The 24,957-nt window shown below is 59.7% G+C and carries 21 protein-coding genes; 15 read left to right on the forward strand and 6 right to left on the reverse strand.

The genetic code is table 11. From position 1 onward, the window contains the following. Window positions 1–195: 195 nt before the first annotated feature. On the reverse strand, window positions 196–732 hold the full coding sequence (locus TX24_RS01180) for a chorismate mutase (RefSeq protein WP_003187810.1): 537 nt from the start codon (window positions 730–732) through the stop codon (window positions 196–198). Between the two features lie 204 nt (window positions 733–936). Then, a complete protein-coding gene (glnA, locus tag TX24_RS01185) occupies window positions 937–2,343 on the reverse strand; it encodes a type I glutamate--ammonia ligase (RefSeq protein ID WP_003187811.1) in 1,407 nt (468 codons plus the stop codon). Window positions 2,344–2,678: 335 nt separating this feature from the next. On the opposite strand from glnA, the gene thiI reads away from it, so the two are divergent. Together thiI and typA are read left to right on the forward strand one after the other, a co-directional pair. Next, the gene (thiI, locus tag TX24_RS01190) at window positions 2,679–4,133 is read left to right on the forward strand and encodes a tRNA uracil 4-sulfurtransferase ThiI (protein WP_057709565.1); all 1,455 of its coding nucleotides are present in this window, start codon (window positions 2,679–2,681) and stop codon (window positions 4,131–4,133) included. A 139-nt stretch (window positions 4,134–4,272) separates the two neighbouring features. Continuing rightward, a complete protein-coding gene (gene typA / locus TX24_RS01195; RefSeq protein WP_003187814.1) occupies window positions 4,273–6,093 on the forward strand; it encodes a translational GTPase TypA in 1,821 nt (606 codons plus the stop codon). 197 nt (window positions 6,094–6,290) lie between these two features. On the opposite strand, the gene TX24_RS01200 is transcribed toward typA, so the two are convergent. After that, window positions 6,291–6,725, reverse strand: a complete 435-nt coding sequence (locus TX24_RS01200) for a YkgJ family cysteine cluster protein (RefSeq protein ID WP_003187815.1) — start codon at window positions 6,723–6,725, stop codon at window positions 6,291–6,293. 237 nt (window positions 6,726–6,962) lie between these two features. Between TX24_RS01200 and TX24_RS01205 the strand changes: the two genes are divergently transcribed. Then, the gene (locus TX24_RS01205; protein WP_003187817.1) at window positions 6,963–9,413 is read left to right on the forward strand and encodes a glycogen/starch/alpha-glucan phosphorylase; all 2,451 of its coding nucleotides are present in this window, start codon (window positions 6,963–6,965) and stop codon (window positions 9,411–9,413) included. 233 nt (window positions 9,414–9,646) lie between these two features. Next, window positions 9,647–10,657, forward strand: coding sequence for a class 1 fructose-bisphosphatase (locus TX24_RS01210; RefSeq protein WP_003187818.1), 1,011 nt, complete (start codon window positions 9,647–9,649; stop codon window positions 10,655–10,657). A 57-nt stretch (window positions 10,658–10,714) separates the two neighbouring features. Here TX24_RS01210 and TX24_RS01215 read toward each other — a convergent pair whose 3' ends face one another. Both TX24_RS01215 and TX24_RS01220 read right to left on the reverse strand, forming a co-directional pair. Next, window positions 10,715–11,038 (reverse strand): type II toxin-antitoxin system RelE/ParE family toxin, encoded by a 324-nt coding sequence (locus TX24_RS01215; protein WP_057709566.1) that lies wholly within the window; start codon window positions 11,036–11,038, stop codon window positions 10,715–10,717. Next, the gene (locus TX24_RS01220) at window positions 11,035–11,307 is read right to left on the reverse strand and encodes a type II toxin-antitoxin system Phd/YefM family antitoxin (RefSeq protein ID WP_003171142.1); all 273 of its coding nucleotides are present in this window, start codon (window positions 11,305–11,307) and stop codon (window positions 11,035–11,037) included. Before TX24_RS01220 ends, TX24_RS01215 begins: the two co-directional genes overlap by 4 nt. A gap of 220 nt (window positions 11,308–11,527) precedes the next feature. Here TX24_RS01220 and TX24_RS01225 point away from each other — a divergent pair, with 220 nt between their 5' ends. Beyond that, entirely contained in the window at window positions 11,528–11,782 is a 255-nt protein-coding gene (locus TX24_RS01225) for a hypothetical protein (protein ID WP_003187823.1), read from the forward strand. Between the two features lie 30 nt (window positions 11,783–11,812). Next, window positions 11,813–12,382, forward strand: a complete 570-nt coding sequence (locus tag TX24_RS01230) for a lipocalin family protein (protein ID WP_014716529.1) — start codon at window positions 11,813–11,815, stop codon at window positions 12,380–12,382. A 126-nt stretch (window positions 12,383–12,508) separates the two neighbouring features. Here TX24_RS01230 and TX24_RS01235 read toward each other — a convergent pair whose 3' ends face one another. Beyond that, window positions 12,509–13,873, reverse strand: a complete 1,365-nt coding sequence (locus TX24_RS01235; RefSeq protein WP_057709567.1) for a formimidoylglutamate deiminase — start codon at window positions 13,871–13,873, stop codon at window positions 12,509–12,511. A 147-nt stretch (window positions 13,874–14,020) separates the two neighbouring features. Between TX24_RS01235 and hutC the strand changes: the two genes are divergently transcribed. The 9 genes from hutC (at window position 14,021) to hutH (TX24_RS01280) (ending at window position 24,900) form a co-directional block, all read left to right on the forward strand. After that, window positions 14,021–14,731 carry a histidine utilization repressor gene (hutC, locus tag TX24_RS01240; RefSeq protein WP_171905445.1) on the forward strand — a complete coding sequence of 237 codons (711 nt, stop codon included), beginning with the start codon at window positions 14,021–14,023 and terminating at the stop codon, window positions 14,729–14,731. After that, on the forward strand, window positions 14,728–15,288 hold the full coding sequence (locus TX24_RS01245; RefSeq protein ID WP_057709568.1) for a HutD/Ves family protein: 561 nt from the start codon (window positions 14,728–14,730) through the stop codon (window positions 15,286–15,288). The genes hutC and TX24_RS01245 overlap by 4 nt, the downstream gene beginning before the upstream one ends. A gap of 342 nt (window positions 15,289–15,630) precedes the next feature. Further along, window positions 15,631–17,301, forward strand: coding sequence for a urocanate hydratase (hutU, locus tag TX24_RS01250; protein WP_003187833.1), 1,671 nt, complete (start codon window positions 15,631–15,633; stop codon window positions 17,299–17,301). Window positions 17,302–17,449: 148 nt separating this feature from the next. Beyond that, window positions 17,450–18,895 carry a purine-cytosine permease family protein gene (locus tag TX24_RS01255; protein ID WP_057709569.1) on the forward strand — a complete coding sequence of 482 codons (1,446 nt, stop codon included), beginning with the start codon at window positions 17,450–17,452 and terminating at the stop codon, window positions 18,893–18,895. 69 nt (window positions 18,896–18,964) lie between these two features. Continuing rightward, complete coding sequence (locus TX24_RS01260; protein WP_034134695.1) at window positions 18,965–19,930, forward strand: ABC transporter substrate-binding protein; 966 nt, start codon at window positions 18,965–18,967, stop codon at window positions 19,928–19,930. Window positions 19,931–20,001: 71 nt separating this feature from the next. After that, window positions 20,002–20,853: an ABC transporter permease gene (locus tag TX24_RS01265; RefSeq protein ID WP_003187838.1), complete on the forward strand. Its 852-nt coding sequence runs from the start codon at window positions 20,002–20,004 to the stop codon at window positions 20,851–20,853. Continuing rightward, window positions 20,850–21,674, forward strand: coding sequence for a quaternary amine ABC transporter ATP-binding protein (locus TX24_RS01270; RefSeq protein WP_003187840.1), 825 nt, complete (start codon window positions 20,850–20,852; stop codon window positions 21,672–21,674). The genes TX24_RS01265 and TX24_RS01270 overlap by 4 nt, the downstream gene beginning before the upstream one ends. 152 nt (window positions 21,675–21,826) lie before the next feature. After that, window positions 21,827–23,335, forward strand: a complete 1,509-nt coding sequence (gene hutH / locus TX24_RS01275) for a histidine ammonia-lyase (RefSeq protein WP_057709570.1) — start codon at window positions 21,827–21,829, stop codon at window positions 23,333–23,335. Between the two features lie 26 nt (window positions 23,336–23,361). After that, the gene (gene hutH, locus TX24_RS01280) at window positions 23,362–24,900 is read left to right on the forward strand and encodes a histidine ammonia-lyase (RefSeq protein WP_087149707.1); all 1,539 of its coding nucleotides are present in this window, start codon (window positions 23,362–23,364) and stop codon (window positions 24,898–24,900) included. Window positions 24,901–24,957 lie beyond the last annotated feature (57 nt).

The raw sequence follows: 24,957 nt of genomic DNA on the forward strand, positions 1-24,957 counted from the left end.
GGGCTGGGCACTTGAGAAGGGTGCAGGCTATCGCACCAATATAGTGCGGTTTTGTGAAGGTTGTTCAGCAACTGAAGCTTGAAGGCAAATCGCAGTCAGTGTGGGAGCTGGCTTGCTTGCGATAGCTGTGGTGCATTCAACACCGTTATCGCAGGCAAGCCAGCTCCCACATTTTTAATTGGATTTGCAGTCCTTTTAACCTTTATAGATGCAAAGCTCGGCGGTGGCGCGGATCATCGCCAGTTGGCGCAGCGGATCATTCAGCGGTTCGTGCACGGCCTCGGCCAGCCATTGCGGGCACTGCGGGTCGGTGCGCTGTGGAGTGAAGTCGGCCAACTGCTGCAACAGCCTTTTTTGCAGCTCGTCCAATCGCGGGCGGATCTGCTGGACCAGGTCCGGGCGTGGATCGTCGGGGGCTTTGCCTTGGAACTGCCAGTCGGACAGGTGGGTGTATTGCACCAGTTTATTGGCTTCGATCTGCGCGGCGAAAAACTGCTCAGCAGCGGCCGGGTCCAGCTTGTAACCAGATGCCTGGGCCGTAACGCTGGCGATCACCTCTTGTTCGCGCTTCTTGTCCTCCACGGGCTTGTGGCTGTCCCATTTGCTCAGCGCCACCTGGTCGGCAATCTCCAGGCGTTCGGCGATGCTGTTGAGCAAGGGCTCGAGCGTAGGCGGCGCAGCGCTCGCACTGGCACTGATGAACAGCAGGGCAAATACAAGTCGATATCTCAAAGGTGATCTCCTGTGGGAGCGGGCTTGCCCGCGATGGCGGTGTGTCAGTGATACAGCAGGTGGCCGGCAGTGCGCCATCGCAGGCAAGCCAGCTCCCACACGTTGATTGGGTTTGCAGAGCTGGCGTAGCGTAACGCCCAGGCAAAAAAAAGACCTCCCGAAGGAGGCCTTTTTCATCACGCTACCTTAAGCAGCGCTACCGGATCAGCAGCTGTAGTACAGCTCGTATTCCAGTGGGTGTACGAAGGTACGTACTTTGATTTCTTCTTCGCTTTTCAGGGCGATGTAAGCGTCGATGAAGTCGTCGCTGAAAACGCCGCCTTTGGTCAGGAACGCACGGCCCTTGTCCAGCTCTTCCAGGGCTTCTTTCAGGCTGCCGCACACTTGTGGGATCTCTTTGGCCTCTTCAGGCGGCAGGTCGTACAAGTTTTTGTCGGCGGCGTCGCCAGGGTGGATCTTGTTCTGGATACCGTCCAGGCCGGCCATCATCAGGGCGGCGAAGGCCAGGTAAGGGTTGGCAGCCGGGTCTGGGAAGCGCGCTTCGATACGACGGCCTTTAGGGCTGTTGACGTAAGGAATACGGATCGAGGCGGAGCGGTTGCGTGCCGAGTAGGCCAGCATCACCGGCGCTTCAAAACCTGGGACCAGACGCTTGTAGGAGTTGGTCGACGGGTTGGTGAAGCCGTTCAGCGCTTTGCCGTGCTTGATGATGCCGCCGATGAAGTACAGGGCGGTATCGGACAGGCCGGCATAGCCTTCGCCAGCGAAGGTGTTCTTGCCGTCTTTGGAAATCGATACGTGAACGTGCATGCCCGAGCCGTTATCGCCGTACAGCGGCTTAGGCATGAAGGTAGCGGTGCGGCCATAGGCATCGGCAACGTTGTGCACGCAGTATTTCAGGGTTTGAACTTCGTCAGCCTTCTTCACCAGCGTGTTGAATTTCACGCCGATTTCGTTCTGGCCGGCAGTCGCCACTTCGTGGTGGTGAACTTCAACGGTCTGGCCCATTTCTTCCAGTGCGTTGCACATGGAGGTACGGATTTCGTGGTCGAAGTCGAACGGTGGTACTGGGAAGTAGCCGCCTTTCACGCCTGGACGGTGGCCTTTGTTACCGCCTTCCACGTCCTGGTCGGACATCCACGAGCCTTGCTCGGAGAAAATCTTGAACATGGAGCCGGAGATGTCGGATTTGAACTTCACCGAGTCGAAGATGAAGAACTCTGGCTCAGGGCCGAAGAATGCGGTGTCGCCGATACCGGTGGACTTCAGGTATTCCTCGGCACGGTGGGCGATGGCGCGTGGGTCGCGGTCATAGCCTTGCATGGTCGAAGGCTCGATGATGTCGCACACCAGGATCAGGGTTGGCTCTTCGGTGAACGGGTCGAGTACGGCGGTGCTGTCGTCTGGCAGCAGGATCATGTCGGAGGCTTCGATGCCTTTCCAGCCGGCGATGGAGGAACCGTCGAACATCTTGCCGACTTCGAAGAAGTCATCTTCCAGCGCATCGCGAGCCGGCATGGTCACGTGGTGCTGAGTGCCTTTTGTGTCCGTGAAGCGCAGATCAATCCATTTAACGTCATGATCTTTGATGAGTTGAACCGACTTCGACATGGTGTCCTCCGGGTGGCTTCGGGCTTGGGGTAGTGGAGTTAGCCCTTAGAATTTGGGTGATGCCGGCGCGGATACTCCGCCAAGGCAACCTGCCTCACAAGAGAGCAAATTGCATGCCAGTGCGCCAACATGGCCGTTTTGCCTCAAAATAGCCCCTATAACGGTGCAATCGGCAAAAACGGCATAAATCGCGCACTGCAATGTAGCGTTTATTTGGGTAAATGACCCGTTTTGGTGCATTGCATGTGCAATGCATATTAACTGGTTAAACCTTGAGCGATTTCCGCTATAATCCGCGCCCCCCTTTTTCAGCAGGCCCGGCGCGCGCTGTTTCCATGAAATTAATCGTTAAAGTCTTCCCCGAGATCACCATCAAAAGCCGACCGGTACGGACGCGTTTCATCCGTCAGTTGGCCAAGAACATCCGTGCCGTGCTCCGTGACCTGGACCCGGCTGTGGTGGTGAACGGCGTGTGGGACAACCTCGAGCTGGAAACCCGCATTACCGACGCCAAAGCCTTGAAGGACATGACCGAGCGCCTGAGCTGCATGCCGGGCATCGCGCATTTCCTGCAGGTGGATGAGTACCCGCTGGGCGACTTCGACGACATCACCGAAAAGTGCAAGCAGCACTACGGCAGTGCGCTTGAAGGCAAGATTTTTTCGGTGCGTTGCAAGCGTGCCGGCAAGCACCCGTTCAGCTCCATGGACGTCGAGAAATACGTTGGCAGCAAGCTGCGTCGTGAGTGCGGCGCCGCTGGAATTTCCCTCAAAGCGCCGCAAATTGAAGTGCGCATGGAAATTCGCGACCAACGGTTGTTTGTGATCCACAGCCAGCACAACAGCATCGGCGGCTACCCGCTGGGTGCCCTGGAACAGACCCTGGTATTGATGTCCGGCGGTTTCGATTCCACGGTGGCGGCCTACCAGATCATGCGCCGCGGCCTGATGAGCCATTTCTGCTTCTTTAACCTGGGCGGGCGTGCACATGAATTGGGCGTGATGGAAGTCGCGCACTTTATCTGGAAGAAATACGGCAGCTCCCAACGCGTGCTATTTGTAAGCGTACCGTTCGAGGAAGTGCTGGGCGAAATTCTCGGCAAAGTCGATAACAGTCATATGGGCGTAGTATTGAAGCGTATGATGTTGCGCGCTGCGTCCCGAATCGCCGATCAATTGCAGATCGACGCCCTGGTGACCGGCGAAGCGATTTCCCAGGTTTCCAGCCAGACGCTGCCGAACCTGTCGATCATTGATTGCGTGACCGAGAAGCTGGTGCTGCGCCCGCTGATCGCCAGCCACAAGCAGGACATCATCGACCTGGCCGAGCAAATCGGCACCGCCGACTTTGCCAAGCATATGCCTGAATACTGCGGGGTCATTTCGGTGAACCCCAAGACCCACGCCAAGCGTCACCGCGTGGAGCATGAAGAAAAAGAATTCGACATGGCGATTCTGGAGCGTGCGCTCGAGAACGCCAAGCTGGTCCCAATCGATCGAGTGATCGACGAATTGGGCCAGGATGTGCAGATCGAAGAAGTCAGCGAAGCCCTGGCCGGCCAGATCATCATCGACATCCGTCACCCGGATGCCGCCGACGACGAGCCGCTGGAGATTCCTGGCATCGACGTACAAACGCTGCCGTTCTATGCATTGAACGCGCGTTTCAAGGAACTGGATGACAGCCGTCAGTACCTGCTGTATTGCGACAAAGGCGTGATGAGTCGCCTGCATGCCCACCATTTGCTCAGTGAGGGGCATGCCAATGTGCGCGTTTATCGACCGAGCTAAGAGCCCGGGGCTGTTTGCCTGTGGCCTGCGTCACCGGCCCCCCGACTCTGCCGTCAAGCTGTAACGGCAAGGCCTGACTCTACTGTTAATCGCTGCCACGACCTGTCAGCACACCGAATCCTCTGATCGAGATACACAAGTGATCGAAAATCTACGTAACATCGCCATCATTGCTCACGTTGACCATGGTAAAACCACCCTGGTAGACAAACTCCTGCGTCAATCCGGCACCCTGGAGCGCAACGAGCTCAACGACGAGCGCGTGATGGACTCCAACGACCAGGAAAAAGAGCGCGGTATTACCATCCTGGCAAAAAACACCGCTATCAACTGGAACGGCTACCACATCAACATCGTGGATACCCCGGGCCACGCCGACTTCGGCGGCGAAGTAGAACGCGTAATGTCGATGGTTGACTCCGTTCTGCTGCTGGTTGACGCTCAAGACGGCCCTATGCCGCAAACCCGTTTCGTGACCAAGAAGGCTTTCGAAGCCGGCCTGCGTCCGATCGTGTGCATCAACAAGGTTGACCGTCCAGGCGCGCGTCCGGACTGGGTTCTGGACCAGATCTTCGACTTGTTCGACAACCTGGGTGCTACCGAAGAACAGCTGGACTTCCAAGTCATCTACGCCTCGGCCCTGAACGGTATTGCTGGTCTTGACCACACCGACATGGCTGAAGACATGACTCCGCTGTACCAGTCGATCGTCGACAACGTACCAGCACCGAAAGTCGACCGTGAAGGCCCGTTCCAGATGCAAATCTCGGCACTGGACTACAACAGCTTCCTGGGTGTTATCGGCGTTGGCCGTATCGCTCGTGGTAGCGTCAAGCCGAACACCCCGGTTGTCGCTATCGGCGCTGACGGCAAGAAGCGTAACGGTCGTATCCTGAAGCTGATGGGTCACCACGGTCTGCACCGTGTAGACGTTGAAGAAGCTTTCGCTGGCGACATCGTATGCGTGAGCGGTATGGACTCGCTGTTCATCTCCGACACCCTGTGCCAGCCGGACAACGTCGAGGCGATGAAGCCTCTGACCGTTGACGAGCCAACCGTTTCCATGACCTTCCAGGTAAACGACTCGCCATTCTGCGGTAAAGAAGGCAAGTTCGTGACCTCCCGTAACATCAAGGAACGTCTGGACAAGGAGCTGCTTTACAACGTTGCTCTGCGCGTTGAAGAAGGCGACTCGGCTGACAAGTTCAAGGTTTCCGGCCGTGGTGAGCTGCACCTCTCGGTACTGATCGAAACCATGCGTCGCGAAGGCTTCGAAATGGGTGTTGGTCGTCCTGAAGTGATCATCCGTCAGGTTGACGGCGTGAAGCAGGAACCGTTCGAAAACGTCACCATCGACACCCCTGAAGAATCCCAGGGCAAGGTCATGGAAGAGATGGGCCTGCGCAAGGGCGACCTGACCAACATGGTGCCGGATGGCAAAGGCCGTGTACGTCTGGAATACAACATCCCTGCTCGTGGTCTGATCGGTTTCCGTAACCAGTTCCTGACCCTGACCAACGGTGCTGGCATCCTGACCTCGATCTTCGATCGCTACGACACCATGAAGTCCGGCGACATGTCCGGCCGTCAGAACGGTGTTCTGGTATCGGTAGAAACCGGCAAGGCGCTGACCTACTCCCTGGAAACCCTCCAGGCGCGTGGCAAGCTGTTCGTTGAACACGGTCAAGAGATCTACAACGGCCAGATCGTTGGTCTGAACAGCCGTGACAACGACATGGGCGTCAACCCAACCAAAGGCAAGAAGCTCGACAACATGCGTGCTTCGGGCAAAGACGAAACCATCGCTCTGGTTCCACCTGTTCGCTTCACCCTGGAACAGGCCCTGGAATTCATCCAGGACGACGAGCTGTGCGAAGTCACGCCTAAGTCGATCCGCCTGCGTAAGAAGATCCTGGACGAAGGCGAGCGTACCCGCGCTGCCAAGAAAGCCAAGAACTGAGTTAACTCAGGCTGAATGAAAAACGCCCCCGGTCGAAAGGCCGGGGGCGTTTTTTTATGCCTGCAGTCTGTGTGTTGTGATCGTTCCCACGCTCCGCGTGGGAACGCCGCGTGGGACGCTCCGCGTCCTGCTTTCAAGAGCGGACGCAGAGCGTCCACAGCTGTATTCCCACGCAGAGCGTGGGAACGATCAAAAACTTAGAACTTGTCGAGGGTCTTGAAGTTGGTCTCGCGCACCACTTCCTTGGGCTTGTACGCGCAATACCCTGGCCGCGGCCCGATTTTCGGGTGATTGCGGCAGGTATCCGGGCGCTTGTCATAAATAGTGCAAAAGCGCGTCTTACGATCCAGGTACAGGCAGTCGTTGTTGCTCATGCGCTGCAGGGTGAAAATTTCGGACTTGTTGTTGTAGCGCTCGACGATGCCTTCTTTCTGCAAACGCTTGGCGATGTTCTTCGGCGGATCGCCGCGCTCGAACTCATCGACGATGCCAATGCGGATCAGGTCCTTGATCTTCACCTCCACCGGCAGCGTGCAGCAGCTGGACACGCAGCCGCCGCACATATGGGCGGAGTATTTCTGCCAGGTCTCTAGACGGTCGAGTTCCGCGGCGGCGATCAGTTGAGGCTTCATCAAGGTTCCAAGGTGGGGCGTTATCCGGGCGCGCGATCATACCGGGATTGGTGGTTTTTTGAACAATATTTTGCAGGTTTCAGCTCAAAGGTTTGGCCAGGGCCTGATCGGGCACGACCCCTGCATCAAATTCAGCCACAGGCCAATGAGTTAAAAAACTGCCGAACCAGCACGTCTACCGTCTGTCAGACCGACTAGGCTCTAGCAACTCCTTCAATCTCGCCCGAGGTCGCACCGATGTCTCAGGAACCGCTTGCACGAGAAGCAGAGGTAGCCGCATTCCGCGATGCTGTCTTGACCAAACTCACCTACGCGGTGGGCAAGGACCCGGATCACGCCTTCGACCATGACTGGTTCGAAGCCATTGCCCTGGCCGCGCGCGACCAGATGGTCGACCACTGGATGGACCACACGCGGCGTATTTATCGCAAAGGCCAGAAGCGCGTTTATTACCTGTCCCTGGAATTTCTCATCGGCCGTCTGCTCTATGACAGCCTGAGCAACCTGGGTGTGCTGGAGATCGCGCGCGAAGCGCTGTCGGAGCTGGGCGTCGACCTGGAGCGCATCCGCCTGCTGGAGCCCGACGCGGCGCTCGGCAATGGTGGCCTGGGCCGTCTGGCGGCGTGCTTTATGGAAAGCATGTCGACCCTCGGCATTGCTGGCCACGGCTATGGCATCCGTTATGAACACGGCTTGTTCCGCCAAGCGATTGTCGACGGTTGGCAGCAGGAACAGACCGAGCGCTGGCTGGATTTCGGTAACCCTTGGGAATTCGAACGCGCCGAGGTGATTTACCCGATTGGCTTTGGCGGCAGTGTCGAAACCGTGGCGGACGCCTCCGGCAAGATGATCCAGGTATGGTCGCCCAACGAAACCGTGCGCGCCGTGGCCTATGATACGCCGGTCGTCGGTTGGCGCGGCGCCAGCGTCAACACCCTGCGCCTTTGGCGTGCGCGCGCCGTAGAAGACCTGCACCTGGAGCGCTTCAACGCCGGTGACCATTTGGGCGCTGTCGCCGAAGTGGCCCGTGCCGAAAGCATCTCCCGCGTGCTTTACCCGGCCGACAGCACCGAAGCAGGGCAGGAACTGCGCCTGCGCCAGGAATATTTCTTCGTTTCCGCGTCCCTGCAGGACTTGTTGCGTCGCCACAAAAACATGCACGGTTCGGTACTGAGCCTGGGCGAGCACGCCGCCATCCAACTCAACGACACCCACCCGTCCATCGCCGTGGCCGAGTTGATGCGCCAGCTGGTCGACCTGCATGACATTCCCTGGGAAGCCGCGTGGGATGTCACCGTCGAGACCCTTTCGTATACCAACCACACCCTGCTGCCCGAAGCGCTGGAAACCTGGCCGGTAGGTTTGATGGAGCGCATGCTGCCGCGGCACATGCAGATCATCTACCTGATCAACGCCCAGCACATTGACTCGCTGCGTGCCAAAGGCATCCACGACTTTGATGTTTTGCGCGCTGTGTCGCTGATCGAAGAAGACAACGGCCGCCGCGTGCGCATGGGCAACCTGGCGTTCCTGGGTTCCCATAGCGTCAACGGCGTGTCCGGTTTGCATACCCAGCTAATGCGCAGCACGGTGTTCTCCGAACTGCACAAGCTCTACCCCGAACGCATCAACAACAAAACCAACGGCATTACCTTCCGCCGCTGGCTGTACCAGGCCAACCCCAAGCTGACCGATATGCTAGTGGAAGCCTTGGGCCCGGGCATTCTCGATCAGCCCGAACAGCGCCTGATCGAGTTGGAACCCTTTGCCGAGAAACCGGCCTTTCGCAAAGCATTTGCTGAGCAGCGCCTGCACAGCAAGCGCGCCCTGGCGCAGATCATCCATGAGCGCCTGGGCATCGCGATCAACCCGGCGGCGATGTTCGACGTGCAGGTCAAGCGTATTCACGAATACAAACGCCAACTGCTCAACCTGCTGCACACCGTAGCGCTGTACCAGGCGATCCGTGCCGAGCCGGGCATCGACTGGGTGCCTCGGGTCAAGATCTTTGCCGGCAAGGCGGCGGCCAGCTACCACCAAGCCAAGCTGATCATCAAGCTGACCAACGACATCGCCCGCACGGTCAACAACGACCCGACCGTGCGCGGTCTGCTCAAGGTGGTATTCCTGCCCAACTACAACGTCAGCCTGGCGGAAAGCATCATTCCGGCAGCGGATTTGTCGGAGCAGATTTCCACCGCCGGCTTCGAAGCTTCCGGCACCAGCAACATGAAGTTCGGCCTCAACGGTGCGCTGACCATCGGCACCATGGACGGCGCCAACGTGGAGATGCACGAGCGTGTCGGCGCCGAGCACATGTTTATCTTTGGCCTCAGTGCCCAGCAGGTGGAAGCTCGCAAACACGCCGGCGAGTTCAGCGCCGGGCCGGACATCGCCGCGTCCCATCGTTTGAACGACGTGCTGCAAGCCATCCGTGGCGGGGTGTTCTCGCCGGATGACCCGGGGCGTTATGTGGGCCTGATCGATGGGCTGGTCGACTACGACCGCTTCCTGGTGTGTGCCGACTTTGACGCCTACTGGGACGCCCAGGCACGGGTCGAGGCGCATTGGCACGACTCCAAGGCCTGGTGGCGCTCGGCGGTGCTCAACACGGCGCGCATGGGCTGGTTCAGCTCTGACCGGACCATCAGGGAGTACGCCACCGAGATCTGGAAAGCCCTCGACTGACCCCTGATGCCACTGTAGGAGCGAGCTTGCTCGCGAAGAACCTCAACGATAACGCTTGCTTCCTGAATGAGCGCGGCGCGTATGAGTTTTTCGCGAGCAAGCTCGCTCCTACAGAGGTGTCGTTGCTCCGTTGCGTGAACTCTATTGGCGTTAAATCCTCTGATTAGAGGAAATCAGCCCCGACTCGCGCTAAACTGCGCGGGTTTTTAGCCCCCCATTCTCCGGAGCCGTCCATGTCCCGCGTTACCTTGAGTCGCTATTTGATCGAGCAGACCCGCAGCAACAACACGCCTGCCGATCTGCGCTTCCTTATCGAAGTGGTGGCGCGTGCTTGCAAGGAAATCAGCCACGCCGTTTCCAAAGGCGCACTGGGCGGTGTCCTGGGCAGCATGGGCACTGAAAACGTGCAGGGCGAAGTGCAGAAGAAACTGGACGTGCTGTCCAATGAAATCCTGCTCGAAGCCAACGAATGGGGCGGTCACCTGGCCGGCATGGCGTCCGAAGAAATGGACAATGCCTACCAGATCCCAGGCAAATACCCGAAGGGCGCATACCTCTTGGTATTCGACCCACTGGACGGTTCGTCCAACATCGATATCAACGCACCGGTCGGCACCATCTTCTCGGTATTGCGTTGCCCGAACGAATACCTGAGCCAGAACGAAGCCCTGAACGAAAAGGCCTTCCTGCAGCCAGGCACTGAGCAGGTTGCTGCCGGCTACGCGATCTACGGCCCACAGACCATGCTGGTGCTGACTCTGGGCGATGGCGTCAAAGGCTTCACGCTGGACCGTGAAATGGGCAGCTTCGTACTCACCCACGAAGACATTTCGATTCCTGCTTCTACCCAGGAATTTGCCATCAACATGTCCAATCAGCGCCACTGGGAAGAACCGGTGAAGCGCTACGTCAACGAGCTGATGGAAGGCGAAGAAGGCCCGTTGAAGAAGAACTTCAACATGCGCTGGGTGGCCGCGATGGTTGCCGACGTACACCGCATCCTGACCCGTGGTGGCTTGTTCATGTACCCACGCGACAGCCGCGAGCCGTCCAAGCCGGGCAAGCTGCGTCTGATGTACGAAGCCAACCCGATGTCGTTCCTGGTTGAGCAGGCAGGCGGTGCGTCCACCGACGGCCACCAGCGCATCCTCGACATCCAGCCAGAAGGCCTGCACCAGCGTGTGGCGGTATTCCTGGGTTCGAAGGAAGAAGTTGAGCGTGTAACGGCTTATCACAAGAAGTAAAATCTTGCGGTAACAAAAAAGCCCCGAAATGCGCTTAGCGCTTCGGGGCTTTTGTTTTTATTGAATAAGGTTTTTCAGCAGCAACGCCTGCAGGCTTTTCCGAGTGTCGGCGATGATGTGGACGTAAATGATCGGGTTTCGAATTTCGTAGATGATCCGATTCATGCCACAGACAACCTGTCGATATTGGCTGAGATTCAACTTCTCGATCTCTTGCGGTATCGAGCCAGCATAGGGTTGAGACTCAAGCAGCCGTATGGCCTGTTTCATCGCGTCGTAGGACTGCTGCCAAGTCGATGTCGAGAACTGCCGGATGAGGTATGACTTGATGTCTTTAAGGTCGCGTTTTGCCGAGTGAAGAATCACAACCTTGAATGTCATTGAGCGTCGTCCTTGTCCAGCTCGGCGAACACGTCCTCCATGTCTTGAAACTGCCCCAACTCAATCTGCCGGTTGCCCAAGGCCAATAGCTTTAACAAGGCCATGGTTTCTGCCTGTTCCTCAAAACTCTTCACATCCATCACCACCAGCTTCGCTTCGCCATTTTGGGTGATGACCAGGGGTTCGCGGCTTTCAGTGAGTGTTTTGACGATCTCGGCGGTATGACTTTTCAAGTAGCTGATCGGCTTTATCTGCGAAGAAAATTTCATAGTTTGGCCCTGGTTCGAGATGGGACTGATTTTAGTCTTAATTTGGTCTTTGGCAGACAGCAACTGATGAAAGGCCGTGATTTTCCATTCGAAAACACGGTTCCAGGGGGCAGTTCACATAAAAAATAAATAGCACCCTCCATCGGGAACCAGACACCCCTTTTCCCTTCTAAGCTTCTGGCAGATACCCCAGCTGCTTTGTCTCTCCAGGAGCTTTTCCATGTCTATACGCCGTCTCGCCCTGCTGGCTTTTTGCGTGCTCTTAGCCGCTTGCAGCAAGGTCACCCAAGAAAACTACCAAAAGCTCTCAGCCGGCATGGCCAAGGCCGAGGTGGAGTCGTTGCTGGGCAAGCCAACCGATTGTTCCGGCGCACTGGGCATGTCCAGCTGCACCTGGGGCGATAAAAACAGCTTTATCAGCGTGCAGTACGCCGGTGACAAAGTTCTGATGTTTTCCGGGCAAGGCCTGAAGTAAACCGGGGCGCGAGCCTGCGGGAGAAGAAGAATGATGCGTTTTGTTTTGTTCCTTTGCGCCAGCCTGTTTTTGGCGGGCTGTGCCAGCCATTCTGGCGATGATCTGCAACCCAAGACGGCGAGCAACGTCAACCTCAAGCGTTACCAGGGCACCTGGTATGAGTTGGCCCGGTTGCCGATGTACTTCCAGCGCAACTGTGCGCAATCCGAAGCCCGCTATACCTTGCTGCCTGATGGTGACATGTCGGTGTTCAACCGCTGCCTGACACCTGAGTGGAAGTGGCAAGAGGCCAAAGGCACGGCGACGCCGCAGGTGCCAGGCAAGACCGACAAGCTGTGGGTGGAATTCAATAACTGGTTTACGTCACTGTTGCCGGGCGTTGCCAAGGGCGACTACTGGGTGCTGTATGTCAGCGATGACTACAAGACCGCCATCGTCGGCAGCCCGAGCCGTCGCTATATGTGGATCCTGTCGCGCACGCCAACGGTGAGTGCCGATACCCGCGAAGACCTGCTGAGCAGGGCGCGACAGCAAGGGTACGACACCACGCGGCTGATCTGGCGTACATCGGACAAGCAGATGGCAAAGTCCTCTCAGTAATCCTGAGTACCCTCAATCCAATGTGGGAGCTGGCTTGCCTGCGATACAGGCACCTCGGTGCATCAGTTGCACCGGGTTGATGCTATCGCAGGCAAGCCAGCTCCCATAGTTGTTATGGATTGGCTGTTAGTTCAGCAAGTCCTTCAGGACCTGGGTGAATGCCCGGCGGCTGTCTTCTTCGCCAGCATGACGTCCATCTCGCACCACCCACTTGCCATTGACCAGTACATCGCGCACTTGCCGATCCCCACCGGCAAATAGCCAGCGGTTGAGAATCCCATCCTCACTGGCCGTCGCCAAGTACGGATCGCTACCGTCCAGCACAATCCAATCCGCACGCTTGCCCACTTGCAGTTGACCAATCGGCTGGCCCAGCGCTTGAGCACCACCGTCCAGCGCAGCATCGAACAGCGTGCGACCCACCATCGGTTGATCACTGCGGTACAGCCGATTACGCCGCTGATCACGCAGGCGCTGGCCGTATTCCAGCCAACGCAATTCTTCCACCACGCTCAGTGATACATGGCTGTCGGAGCCGATGCCCATGCGGCCGCCCTGGGCGAGGAAGTCTACCGCCGGAAAAATCCCATCGCCCAGGTTGGCTTCGGTGGTCAGGCACAAACCGGCAATCGCTCGGCTGTTGGCCATGCGGGTGACTTCATCGGCATCGGCATGGGTGGCATGCACCAGGCACCAGCGCTCATCCACCTCGACATTGTCATACAGCCACTGCAACGGGCGCTTGCCGCTCCAGGCCAGGCAGTCGTCGACTTCCTTTTGCTGTTCAGCGATGTGGATATGCACCGGGCAGGCCTTGTCACTGGCGGCCAGCACGGTATGGATTTGTTCGGGGGTGACGGCGCGCAGGGAATGGAAGCACAGGCCCAGTTGCTGCGCTGGTTGTGCCGCCAGAATGGGCTGCAAGCGGGCTTGCAGGTCCAGGTAGTTTTCAGTGCTGTTGATAAATCGTCGCTGGCCTTCATTCGGCGCTTGGCCACCAAAGCCTGCGTGGGTGTAGAGCACCGGCAGCAAGGTCAGGCCGATCCCGCTGCTGGCGGCAGCGTGGCTGATCTGGCGGGACAGCTCCGTACGGTCGGCGTAGGGCTGGCCGCTGAGATCGTGATGCACATAATGAAACTCGGCCACCGAGGTGTAGCCGGCCTTGAGCATTTCGATATACAGCTGACGGGCGATGACCTGTAACTGCTCGGGGTTGATCTTGCCGACCATGCGGTACATCAAATCGCGCCAGGTCCAGAAACTGTCATTGGGGTTGCCGGCCACTTCGGCCAAGCCTGCCATGGCGCGCTGGAAGGCATGGGAGTGCAGGTTCGGCATGCCCGCCAACACCGGGCCCCTGAGCCGTTCGGCGCCTTCTGCACTGGCATTGGGCTCAACCTTTGTCAGCAGGCCATCGGCGCTGACTTCAAGACGTACATCGTTGGCCCATCCATTAGGCAGCAGTGCGCGTTCGGCAAAGAAAGCGGACATGATCAAGGCACCCCGGTCGTGTGTTTATTTGTATATACATATACAGACGTTTGCCTGCTCGGTAAACTCCGGCAATCTATGCATCTTTTTCCCCCGCAAGGATTCCCTGTGCCGACTCCGCCCGCCAACTCTTCGCTGGCTGCCCACATGGACGAAAGTCCGGCGCCCTTGTATGCCCGCGTCAAACAGATGATCAGCCAGCAGATCCTCAACGGCAACTGGCCGCCCCATTACCGCGTGCCGTCGGAAAGCGAGTTGGTCAGCCAGTTGGGCTTCAGCCGCATGACCATCAACCGTGCCCTGCGCGAGCTGACCGCCGAAGGTTTGCTGGTGCGCATGCAAGGCGTCGGTACGTTCGTGGCTGAGCCCAAAAGCCAGTCGGCCCTGTTTGAAGTGCACAACATCGCCGATGAAATCGCCTCCCGCGGGCATCGGCACACTTGCCAAGTGATCACCCTGGGCGAAGAGGCCGCCGGTTCCGAGCGCGCCGTTGCCTTGGAAATGCGTGAAGGCGGGCGCGTGTTCCACTCGTTGATCGTGCATTACGAGAACGACATTCCTGTGCAAATAGAAGACCGATTCGTCAACGCCCTGGTCGCGCCGCAATACCTGCAACAGGACTTCACCCAGCAAACCCCTTATGCCTATTTGAACCAGGTGGCGCCGTTGACTGAGGGCGAGCATGTGGTTGAGGCGATCCTCGCCGATGCCGCCGAGTGCAAGTTGTTGCAGATCGAGCCGAGCGAGCCGTGCCTGTTGATTCGCCGACGCACCTGGTCGGGTCGCCAGCCGGTGACTGCGGCGCGGTTGATCCACCCCGGTTCCCGTCACAGCCTCGAAGGACGTTTCAGCAAATGAGTACTGTGAAAGTCTGGCGCGCCGCCGACTACGTGCGCATGCCGTGGAAGAACGGCGGTGGTAGCACGGAAGAAATCGCCCGCGATGCGGGCACCGGCCTGGATGGATTTGGCTGGCGTTTGTCGATTGCCGACATTGCCGAATCGGGTGGGTTTTCCACCTTCGCCGGTTACCAGCGCGTGATCACCGTGATCAAAGGCGCCGGCATGGTGCTGACCGTGGACGGTGAGGAACAACGTGGGTTGTTACCGCTACAGCCGTTCGCGTTCAAGGGCGAAAGCCAGGTGTCATGCCGCTTGATCACGGGGCCGATTCGCGACTTCAACCTGATCTACTCGCCACAGCGTTACCATGCACGCTTGCAGTGGGTGGATGGCGTGCAGCAGTTTTTCAGCACCGCGCAGACGGTGCTGGTGTTCAGCGTGGCGGATGAAGTGAAGGTGCTGGGCGAGAAGCTCGGCCACCATGATTGCCTGCAGGTGGACGGTAACACGGGCCTGCTGGATATCGGCGTCACTGGCCGCTGCTGCATCATCGAACTGACCGCACGCGGTTAAAAACTGTGGGAGCAGGCAAGCCAGCTCCCACATTTGTTTTTTTGCATTGTTCACAAAATCTGTTTCCACTCCGCGCACCAATTTGTTACCGAACGCCCCAGCGTGACGCAAAGCCACGCTGTCGTGACAAATCCTCTTTGCTGTAAAACGCCTCCGTAAGAAATTTCATCAAGCCTCCAAGCCTTGATTATCAAGGCTTGCGCGCGCCTTGGAAAAAAATCTGCAAGGCTCATTTCAAAAGTTGGCCGCTCGATTGCATATGCTTGTACATACAAGTAAAGATGTGTGCGTAAGACCTCGCACCATCAGTGTCCGCGCATCGATCGCCGAGGAGTCCTAGCTGTGACCAAGCCTACAAAATACCGTGACGTCGAAATCCGCGCCGCCCGCGGTAACAAGCTCACCGCCAAAAGCTGGCTGACCGAAGCGCCGCTGCGCATGCTGATGAACAACCTCGACCCGCAAGTGGCCGAGAACCCCAAGGAACTGGTGGTGTACGGCGGTATCGGCCGTGCGGCGCGCAACTGGGAGTGCTACGACCAGATCGTCGAGAGCCTCACTAACTTGAACGACGACGAAACCCTGCTGGTGCAATCCGGTAAGCCGGTCGGCGTGTTCAAGACCCACAGCAACGCCCCGCGCGTGCTGATTGCCAACTCCAACCTGGTGCCGCACTGGGCCAGTTGGGAGCATTTCAACGAACTGGATGCCAAGGGCCTGGCCATGTACGGCCAGATGACCGCCGGCAGCTGGATCTACATCGGCAGCCAAGGCATTGTCCAAGGCACCTACGAAACCTTCGTCGAAGCCGGCCGCCAGCACTACAACAGCGACCTGACCGGCCGTTGGGTACTCACCGCCGGCCTCGGCGGCATGGGCGGCGCGCAGCCTTTGGCCGCGACCCTGGCCGGCGCCTGCTCGCTGAACATCGAGTGCCAGCAAGTCAGCATCGACTTCCGCCTGAACAGCCGCTACGTCGACGAGCAGGCTACCGACCTCGACGACGCCCTGGCGCGCATCGCCAAATACACCAAGGAAGGCAAAGCCATCTCCATCGCGTTGCTGGGCAACGCCGCAGAGATCCTGCCGGAACTGGTCAAGCGTGGCGTGCGCCCGGACATGGTCACCGACCAGACCAGCGCCCACGACCCACTCAACGGTTACCTGCCGGCCGGCTGGACCTGGGACGAATACCGCGCTCGCGCCAAGACCGAGCCGGCCGCCGTGATCAAGGCCGCCAAGCAGTCGATGGCCGTACACGTCAAAGCCATGCTCGAATTCCAGAAGCAAGGCATCCCGACCTTCGACTACGGCAACAATATCCGCCAGATGGCTCAGGAAGAAGGCGTGGAAAACGCGTTCGACTTCCCAGGTTTCGTACCGGCCTACATCCGCCCACTGTTCTGCCGTGGCATCGGCCCGTTCCGTTGGGCGGCGCTGTCCGGCGACCCGCAAGACATCTACAAGACCGACGCCAAAGTCAAAGAACTGATCCCGGACGACGCCCACCTGCACAACTGGCTGGACATGGCTCGCGAGCGCATCAGCTTCCAGGGCCTGCCGGCACGTATCTGCTGGGTCGGCCTGGGCCAGCGTGCCAAGTTGGGCCTGGCGTTCAACGAAATGGTGCGCAGCGGCGCGCTGTCCGCGCCGGTCGTGATCGGCCGTGACCACCTGGACTCCGGCTCGGTCGCCAGCCCGAACCGCGAAACCGAAGCCATGCAGGACGGCTCCGACGCTGTGTCCGATTGGCCACTGCTCAACGCCTTGCTCAACACCGCGAGCGGCGCCACCTGGGTCTCGCTGCACCACGGTGGTGGCGTGGGCATGGGCTTCTCCCAGCACTCGGGGATGGTGATTGTCTGCGACGGTACTGACGAAGCGGCCGAGCGGATTGCCCGCGTGCTGCACAACGACCCGGCGACCGGGGTGATGCGCCATGCCGATGCCGGTTATCAGATTGCTATCGACTGCGCCAAGGAACAGGGCCTGAACCTGCCGATGATCAAGTAACGGCCGGCGCAGTACTTGTGGGAGCTGGCTTGCCTGCGATGCAGACGACGCGGTCTGGAAGTACGACCGAGGTGATGCTATCGCAGGCAAGCCAGCTCCCACAGAAGAGCAAGATGCGTACAAAACAATCCATCAGAGGTTGAACAACATGGCTGCAAACGACACCACCCCGTTGATCGAGAAACGTTCGATCGACTACATCCCGGAAGCGGAAAGACATGGTCGTCTATTCAGTCAATTCACCCTGTGGATGGGTGCCAACCTGCAGATCACTGCGATTGTCACCGGGGCGTTGGCCGTGGTGCTGGGTGGTGATGTGTTCTGGTCGTTGATCGGCCTGCTCATCGGTCAACTGATCGGCGGTGGCGTCATGGCGCTGCATGCGGCGCAAGGGCCCAAGCTTGGCCTGCCGCAGATGATTTCCAGTCGGGTGCAGTTCGGCGTTTACGGCGCGGCCATTCCGATTGTGCTGGTGTGTTTGATGTACCTGGGCTTCACCGCCACCGGTACCGTGCTGTCGGGCCAGGCGCTGGGCCAGTTGTTCGGGGTCAGCGACAGCGTCGGCATCCTGATCTTCGCCAGTGTCATCGTGCTGGTCACGGTGCTGGGTTACAGGGTGATCCACTTCATCGGCCGGGTCGCCAGCCTGATTGGCGTGGTTGCCTTTGTGTACCTGTTCAGCCGCTTGATGAGCCAGACCGACGTTGGCGCGCTCCTGCAGATCCGCCACTTCAGCTGGAGCAGCTTCCTGCTGGCCGTGTCACTCGCGGCCTCCTGGCAGATCGCCTTCGGGCCGTACGTGGCGGACTACTCGCGTTACCTGCCGAGCCACACGTCATCGGTGAAGACCTTCCTCGCGGCTGGCGCAGGTTCGGTCATCGGTGCCCAAGTGGCGATGGTCCTCGGCGTGTTTGCCGCGGCCATGTCCAACGGGCAGTTTGCCGGCCACGAGGTGGCGCACATCGTTGGCTTGAGCGGCACGGGGGCTACCGCTGCGTTGCTGTACTTCAGCATCGCGTTCGGCAAGGTCACCATCTCGACGCTCAACTCCTACGGCAGCTTCATGTGCATCGCCACCATCATCAGCGGCTTTCGTGGGCGTCTGGAGGTCACGCGTCTGCAGCGTCTGGTGTTTGTGCTGATGATCGTCGGCACGGCCACGCTGATCGCGTTGCTCGGCCAGCATTCGTTCCTCGGTGCATTCAAGTCGTTCATCCTGTTCCTGCTGGCGTTCTTTACGCCCTGGAGCGCGATCAACCTGGTGGATTACTACTGCATCACCCGCGAGCGTTATGACGTGCCGGCGCTGGCCGACCCGAACGGTCGCTACGGCCGTTGGAACCTGCTGGGCATCAGCGTCTACGTATTCGGCGTGCTGGTGCAGTTGCCGTTCATCTCCACCAAGTTCTACACCGGCCCCCTGGTGGCAGCGCTGGGGGATGTGGATATCTCCTGGATCATCGGCCTGGTACTGCCGGCGGCCCTGTATTACGTGTGTGCGAAAAAATGGCACGGCACGGTACCCGATCACCTGATCCTGCCAAAAGAGCAGGGCGCTTCACCCACAACAAACGGGCTGGCTGCACAAGCCTGATGGGACGTGGACAGGGCAGGACGCCTACTGACTGCCGTAATCCATTTCATGATTGGGAGCGTCACAACAATGACTATGAATAAGACCTTGCTGGCTACTCTGTTCGCAGCTGGCGTGCTGGCAAGTGCCGGCGCCCAGGCGGCTGGTTGGTGCGAGTCGGGTAAACCGGTGAAATTCGCCGGCCTGAATTGGGAAAGCGGCATGTTGCTCACCGACATCCTGCAAACCGTGTTGGAAAAAGGCTACGACTGCAAAACCGACAGCTTGCCAGGCAATTCCATCACCATGGAAAACGCCCTGGGCAGCAACGACATCCAAGTGTTCGCCGAGGAGTGGGTAGGTCGCAGCGAGGTCTGGAACAAAGCCGAGAAGGCCGGCAAAGTCGTCGGCGTCGGTGCTCCGGTGGTCGGCGCGGTAGAAGGCTGGTACGTGCCGCGCTATGTGATCGAAGGCGATGCCAAACGCAAGCTCGAACCCAAGGCCCCGGACCTGAAAAACATCGCCGACCTGGCCAAGTACGCCTCGGTGTTCAAGGACCAGGAAGAACCGTCCAAGGGCCGTTTCTACAACTGCCCGGCCGGCTGGACCTGCGAGCTGGACAACAGCGAAATGCTCAAGAGCTACGGCCTGGAAAGCACCTACACCAACTTCCGCCCGGGCACCGGCCCGGCGCTGGATGCGGCGGTGCTGTCGAGCTACAAGCGCGGCGAACCGATTCTGTTCTACTACTGGTCACCGACGCCGCTGATGGGCCAGGTCGATCTGGTCAAGCTGGAAGAAAAGCCCGGCGTGGATAAAAGCGTGAGCATCAAGGTCGGCCTCTCCAAAACTTTCCACGAGCAAGCTCCGGAACTGGTGGCCGTGCTGGAAAAGGTCAACCTGCCCATCGACCTGCTGAACCAGAACCTGGGCCGCATGGCCAAAGAACGAATCGAATCGCCGAAACTGGCGAAAATTTTCCTCAAGGAACATCCTGAAGTCTGGCACGCCTGGGTGAGCGAAGACGCAGCCAAGAAAATCGACGCGGCCTTGTAGGTCAAGGGTGCACGGCTACCCTCAAGGGTGGCCGGGCGGCTGGCCACAACCCACTGGATCGAGAGCACGATATGTTTCCTGAGAGTTTTACCTTTTCCATCGCCGACTGGGTCAACGGTTGGGTGGACGCACTGGTCACCAACTACGGCGATGTGTTCCGGCACATCTCCGACACGCTGCTGTGGGCCATCGTCAACCTGGAAGGCCTGCTGCGCGCGGCGCCCTGGTGGCTGATGTTGGCCATCGTCGGCGGTATTGCCTGGCACGCCACCCGCAAGGTGGTGACCACCGCAGTGATTGTCGGCTTGCTGTTCCTGGTGGGCGCGGTTGGCCTGTGGGACAAGCTGATGCAAACCCTGGCATTGATGATGGTGGCCACGGTGATCTCGGTGTTGATCGGCATCCCCTTGGGCATCCTGTCGGCGCGCAGTAACCGCCTGCGTTCGGTGCTGATGCCGTTGCTGGACATCATGCAAACCATGCCCAGCTTCGTGTACCTGATCCCGGTGCTGATGCTGTTCGGCCTGGGCAAGGTCCCGGCGATTTTCGCCACGGTGATCTACGCCGCGCCGCCGCTGATTCGCCTCACAGACCTGGGTATTCGCCAGGTCGATGGCGAAGTCATGGAAGCCATCAACGCCTTCGGCGCCAACCGCTGGCAGCAACTGTTCGGCGTGCAATTGCCGCTGGCGCTGCCAAGCATCATGGCCGGGATCAACCAGACCACCATGATGGCGCTGTCGATGGTGGTGATCGCCTCGATGATCGGTGCCCGTGGCTTGGGTGAAGACGTGCTCGTCGGCATCCAGACCCTCAACGTCGGCCGCGGCCTTGAAGCCGGGCTGGCGATCGTGATTCTCGCAGTGGTCATCGACCGCATTACCCAGGCTTATGGCCGCCCACGGCATGAGGCGAGCAAATGACGACTGTCAGCAAAATCGAAGTCAAAAACGTCTTCAAGATTTTCGGCGCGCGCGCCCAGGATGCGCTGGCCATGGTCGGCCAGGGCAAGACCAAGGATCAGGTACTGGCCGAGACCGGTTGCGTGGTCGGTGTGAATGACCTGTCCCTGAGCATCGGCACCGGTGAGATCTTCGTGATCATGGGCTTGTCGGGTTCGGGCAAATCCACCCTGGTGCGCCACTTCAACCGGCTGATCGACCCCACCAGCGGCGCGATCCTGGTGGACGGCGAAGACATCCTGCAACTGGACATGGAAGCCCTGCGTCAATTCCGTCGGCACAAGATCAGCATGGTGTTTCAGAGCTTCGGCCTGCTGCCGCACAAGAGCGTGCTCGACAACGTTGCCTACGGCCTCAAAGTACGTGGCGAAACCAAGCAGGTCTGCGCCGAACGTGCGTTGCACTGGATCGAAACCGTGGGCCTCAAAGGCTACGAAAACAAATACCCGCACCAGCTGTCCGGCGGCATGCGCCAGCGCGTGGGCCTGGCTCGCGCCTTGGCGGCCGACACCGACATCATCCTGATGGACGAAGCCTTCAGCGCCCTCGACCCGTTGATCCGCGCCGAGATGCAAGACCAGTTGCTGGAGCTGCAAAAGACCCTGCACAAGACCATCGTGTTCATCACCCACGACCTCGACGAGGCCGTGCGCATCGGCAACCGCATTGCGATTCTCAAGGACGGCAAGCTGATCCAGGTCGGCACCCCGCGAGAGATTCTGCACTCGCCGGCGGATGAGTATGTGGACCGCTTTGTTCAGCGCCGGGCGGCGGTGGTCTGATCCGGGCTGTGTTGATCGTTCCCACGCTCCGCGTGGGAACGCATTTCGTGACGCTCCGCGTCACTTGGGGGGACGCAGAGCGTCCCAGGCGGCGTACCCACGCAGAGCGTGGGAACGATCAATGCTGCCTAAGAATTGAAGAAGGTATAAAGATGTCCCAGGCAACCAAAATCATCATCGCCGACACCCCCATGCGCTGGCAGGACGTCACCGCCGTCGCCCGCCACGGCGCGGTGCTCGAAATGTCGGGCCACGCCTGGGCGCGCATCGACAATGCCCAAGCCATCGTGCAGCGCATCGTCACCAGCGGCGAGCGCGCCTATGGCGTGAACACCGGCCTGGGCGCGCTGTGCAACGTCTCGCTCAAGACCGAGCAACTGAGCCAACTGTCGCGCAACACATTGCTGAGCCACGCCTGCGGCGTCGGCCCGGTGCTCAGCGATGAGCAGACCCGCGCGATCATTTGCGCGGCGATCATCAACTACAGCCACGGCAAGTCCGGCCTGCATCCGCAGGTGGTGCACGCACTGCTGGCGCTGCTCAACCACGGCATTACCCCGCAAGTGCCGTCCCAAGGCTCGGTGGGGTATCTGACCCACATGGCCCATATCGGTGTGGCCCTGCTGGGCGTTGGCAATGTGAGTTACCGCGGCCAGATCGTCACGGCGCAACACGCGTTGCAGGCTGAAGGCTTGCAGCCGGTGGTGCTCGGCGCCAAAGACGGCCTGTGCCTGGTCAATGGCACGCCGTGCATGACCGGCCTGAGCTGCCTGGCCCTGGCTGATGCGCATCACTTGCTGCAATGGGCCGACGTGATCGGTGCCATGAGCTTCGAAGCCCAGCGCGGCCAGATCGACGCCTTCGATGAAGCCATCATCGCCCTCAAGCCACACCCAGGCATGCAGCAAGTGGGTATCAACCTGCGTGCCCTGCTCGACGGCAGTGAGGTGATCGCCAGCAGCAAAGGTATTCGCACCCAGGACGCCTTGAGCATTCGCTCGATCCCGCAGATTCACGGCGCGGCCCGCGACCAGGTGGAACACGCCACGCGCCAGATCGAAACCGAACTCAACAGCGCCACCGACAACCCGCTGGTGCTGGGCACGCCGGATAATTACCGTGTGGTGTCCCAGGCCAACCCCCACGGGCAGTCCGTTGCGATGGCGGCCGACATACTCGCCATCGCCATGGCCGAGATCGGCTCGGTGGCCGAGCGCCGACTGGACCGTCTGGTCAACCCGCATGTCAGCGGCCTGCCAGCCTTTCTGGTGAGCAACCCGGGCGTCAACTCCGGAATGATGATCGTGCAATACGTCGCCGCGTCCTTGTGCGGGCAGAACCGCCAGTTGGCGCAACCTGCCGTGCTCGACAACTTCGTCACCTCGGGCCTGCAGGAAGACCACTTGAGCATGGGCACCAACGCTGCGCTCAAGCTGCACCAGGTGCTGGCCAACGTCACCCAGATTCTTGCCATCGAGTACCTGCTGGCGGCCCAGGCTTTCGAGTTTCTCAAGGGCCAGCGCTTCGGCGCCGGTACCGACCGCGCCTGGCGGCTGCTGCGCGAAGAGGTCCCTGCCTATGAACAGGACCGTTGGCTGGCGCCGGATATTGCCGCCGCTGCCCAGCTGCTTAAAAACACTGCATTACCGAATTTGCACTGAACACCTAAGAACAATTCACAAGGAGTATGAATGTGACTGCGCTAAACCTGATTCCAGGCCAACTGAGCCTCGCCCAACTGCGTGCCATCTACCAGCAGCCAGTAACCCTCAGCCTGGATGACAGTGCCTCGGCCCAGATCGAAGCCAGCGTTGCCTGCGTGGAGCAGATTCTCGCCGAGAACCGCACCGCCTATGGCATCAACACCGGTTTTGGCTTGTTGGCCTCGACCCGCATCGCCAGCGAAGACCTGGAAAACCTCCAGCGTTCCCTGGTGCTGTCCCACGCCGCCGGCGTCGGTGAGCCGATCAGCGATGCGCTGGTGCGACTGGTCATGGTGCTCAAGGTCAACAGCCTGAGCCGTGGCTTCTCCGGGATTCGTCGCCAGGTGATCGACGCGCTGATCGCGCTGATTAATGCCGAGGTGTACCCGCACATTCCGCTCAAGGGTTCGGTCGGCGCCTCCGGTGACCTGGCGCCGCTGGCGCACATGTCCCTGGTACTGCTTGGCGAAGGCAAGGCGCGTTACAAGGGCGAATGGCTGGAAGCCACCGAGGCACTGAAAATCGCCGGCCTCACGCCGCTGACCCTGGCCGCCAAAGAAGGCCTGGCCCTGCTCAACGGCACCCAGGTGTCCACGGCCTACGCCCTGCGTGGCCTGTTCGAAGGCGAAGACCTGTTCGCCGGTGCCCTCGCGTGCGGCGGCCTCACCGTGGAAGCGGTACTGGGTTCGCGCTCGCCGTTCGATGCGCGTATTCATGCGGCACGTGGCCAACGTGGCCAGATCGACTCGGCAGCGGCCTATCGCGACCTGCTCGGTGAGAGCAGCCAGGTGTCCCAATCGCACCAGAACTGCGACAAGGTACAAGACCCGTACTCCCTGCGTTGCCAGCCACAGGTCATGGGCGCCTGCCTGACCCAATTGCGCCAGGCCGCCGAGGTGCTGGTGGTAGAAGCCAACGCAGTGTCGGATAACCCGCTGGTCTTTGCCGCCGAGGGTGACGTGATTTCCGGTGGCAACTTCCACGCCGAGCCGGTGGCCATGGCGGCCGACAACATGGCGCTGGCCATTGCCGAAATCGGCTCCCTGAGCGAGCGCCGTATCTCGTTGATGATGGACAAGCACATGTCGCAACTGCCGCCGTTTCTGGTGGGCAATGGCGGGGTGAACTCCGGTTTCATGATCGCCCAGGTGACCGCAGCCGCGCTCGCCAGCGAGAACAAGGCACTGGCCCATCCCCACAGCGTCGACAGCTTGCCGACCTCGGCCAACCAGGAAGACCACGTTTCCATGGCCCCGGCTGCGGGCAAGCGTCTGTGGGAAATGGCCGAGAACACCCGGGGCATCCTCGCGGTAGAATGGCTCGCTGCGTGCCAGGGCCTGGACCTGCGCGACGGCCTGAAGACCTCGCCCAAGCTGGAAAAAGCCCGTGGCATCCTGCGTGGCAAAGTGGCGTTCTATGACAAGGACCGTTTCTTCGCCCCCGACATCAACGCCGCCAGCGAACTGCTCGCCAGCCGCTGCCTGAATGAGCTGGTGCCGGCCAGGTTGCTGCCAAGCCTCTGACCGCGACTCGGTCTGTGCCTGATCATTCCCACGCTCCGCGTGGGAATGCATCCTGTG

The sequence above is a fragment of the Pseudomonas lactis genome, from assembly GCF_001439845.1.
Taxonomy (GTDB): domain Bacteria; phylum Pseudomonadota; class Gammaproteobacteria; order Pseudomonadales; family Pseudomonadaceae; genus Aquipseudomonas; species Aquipseudomonas lactis.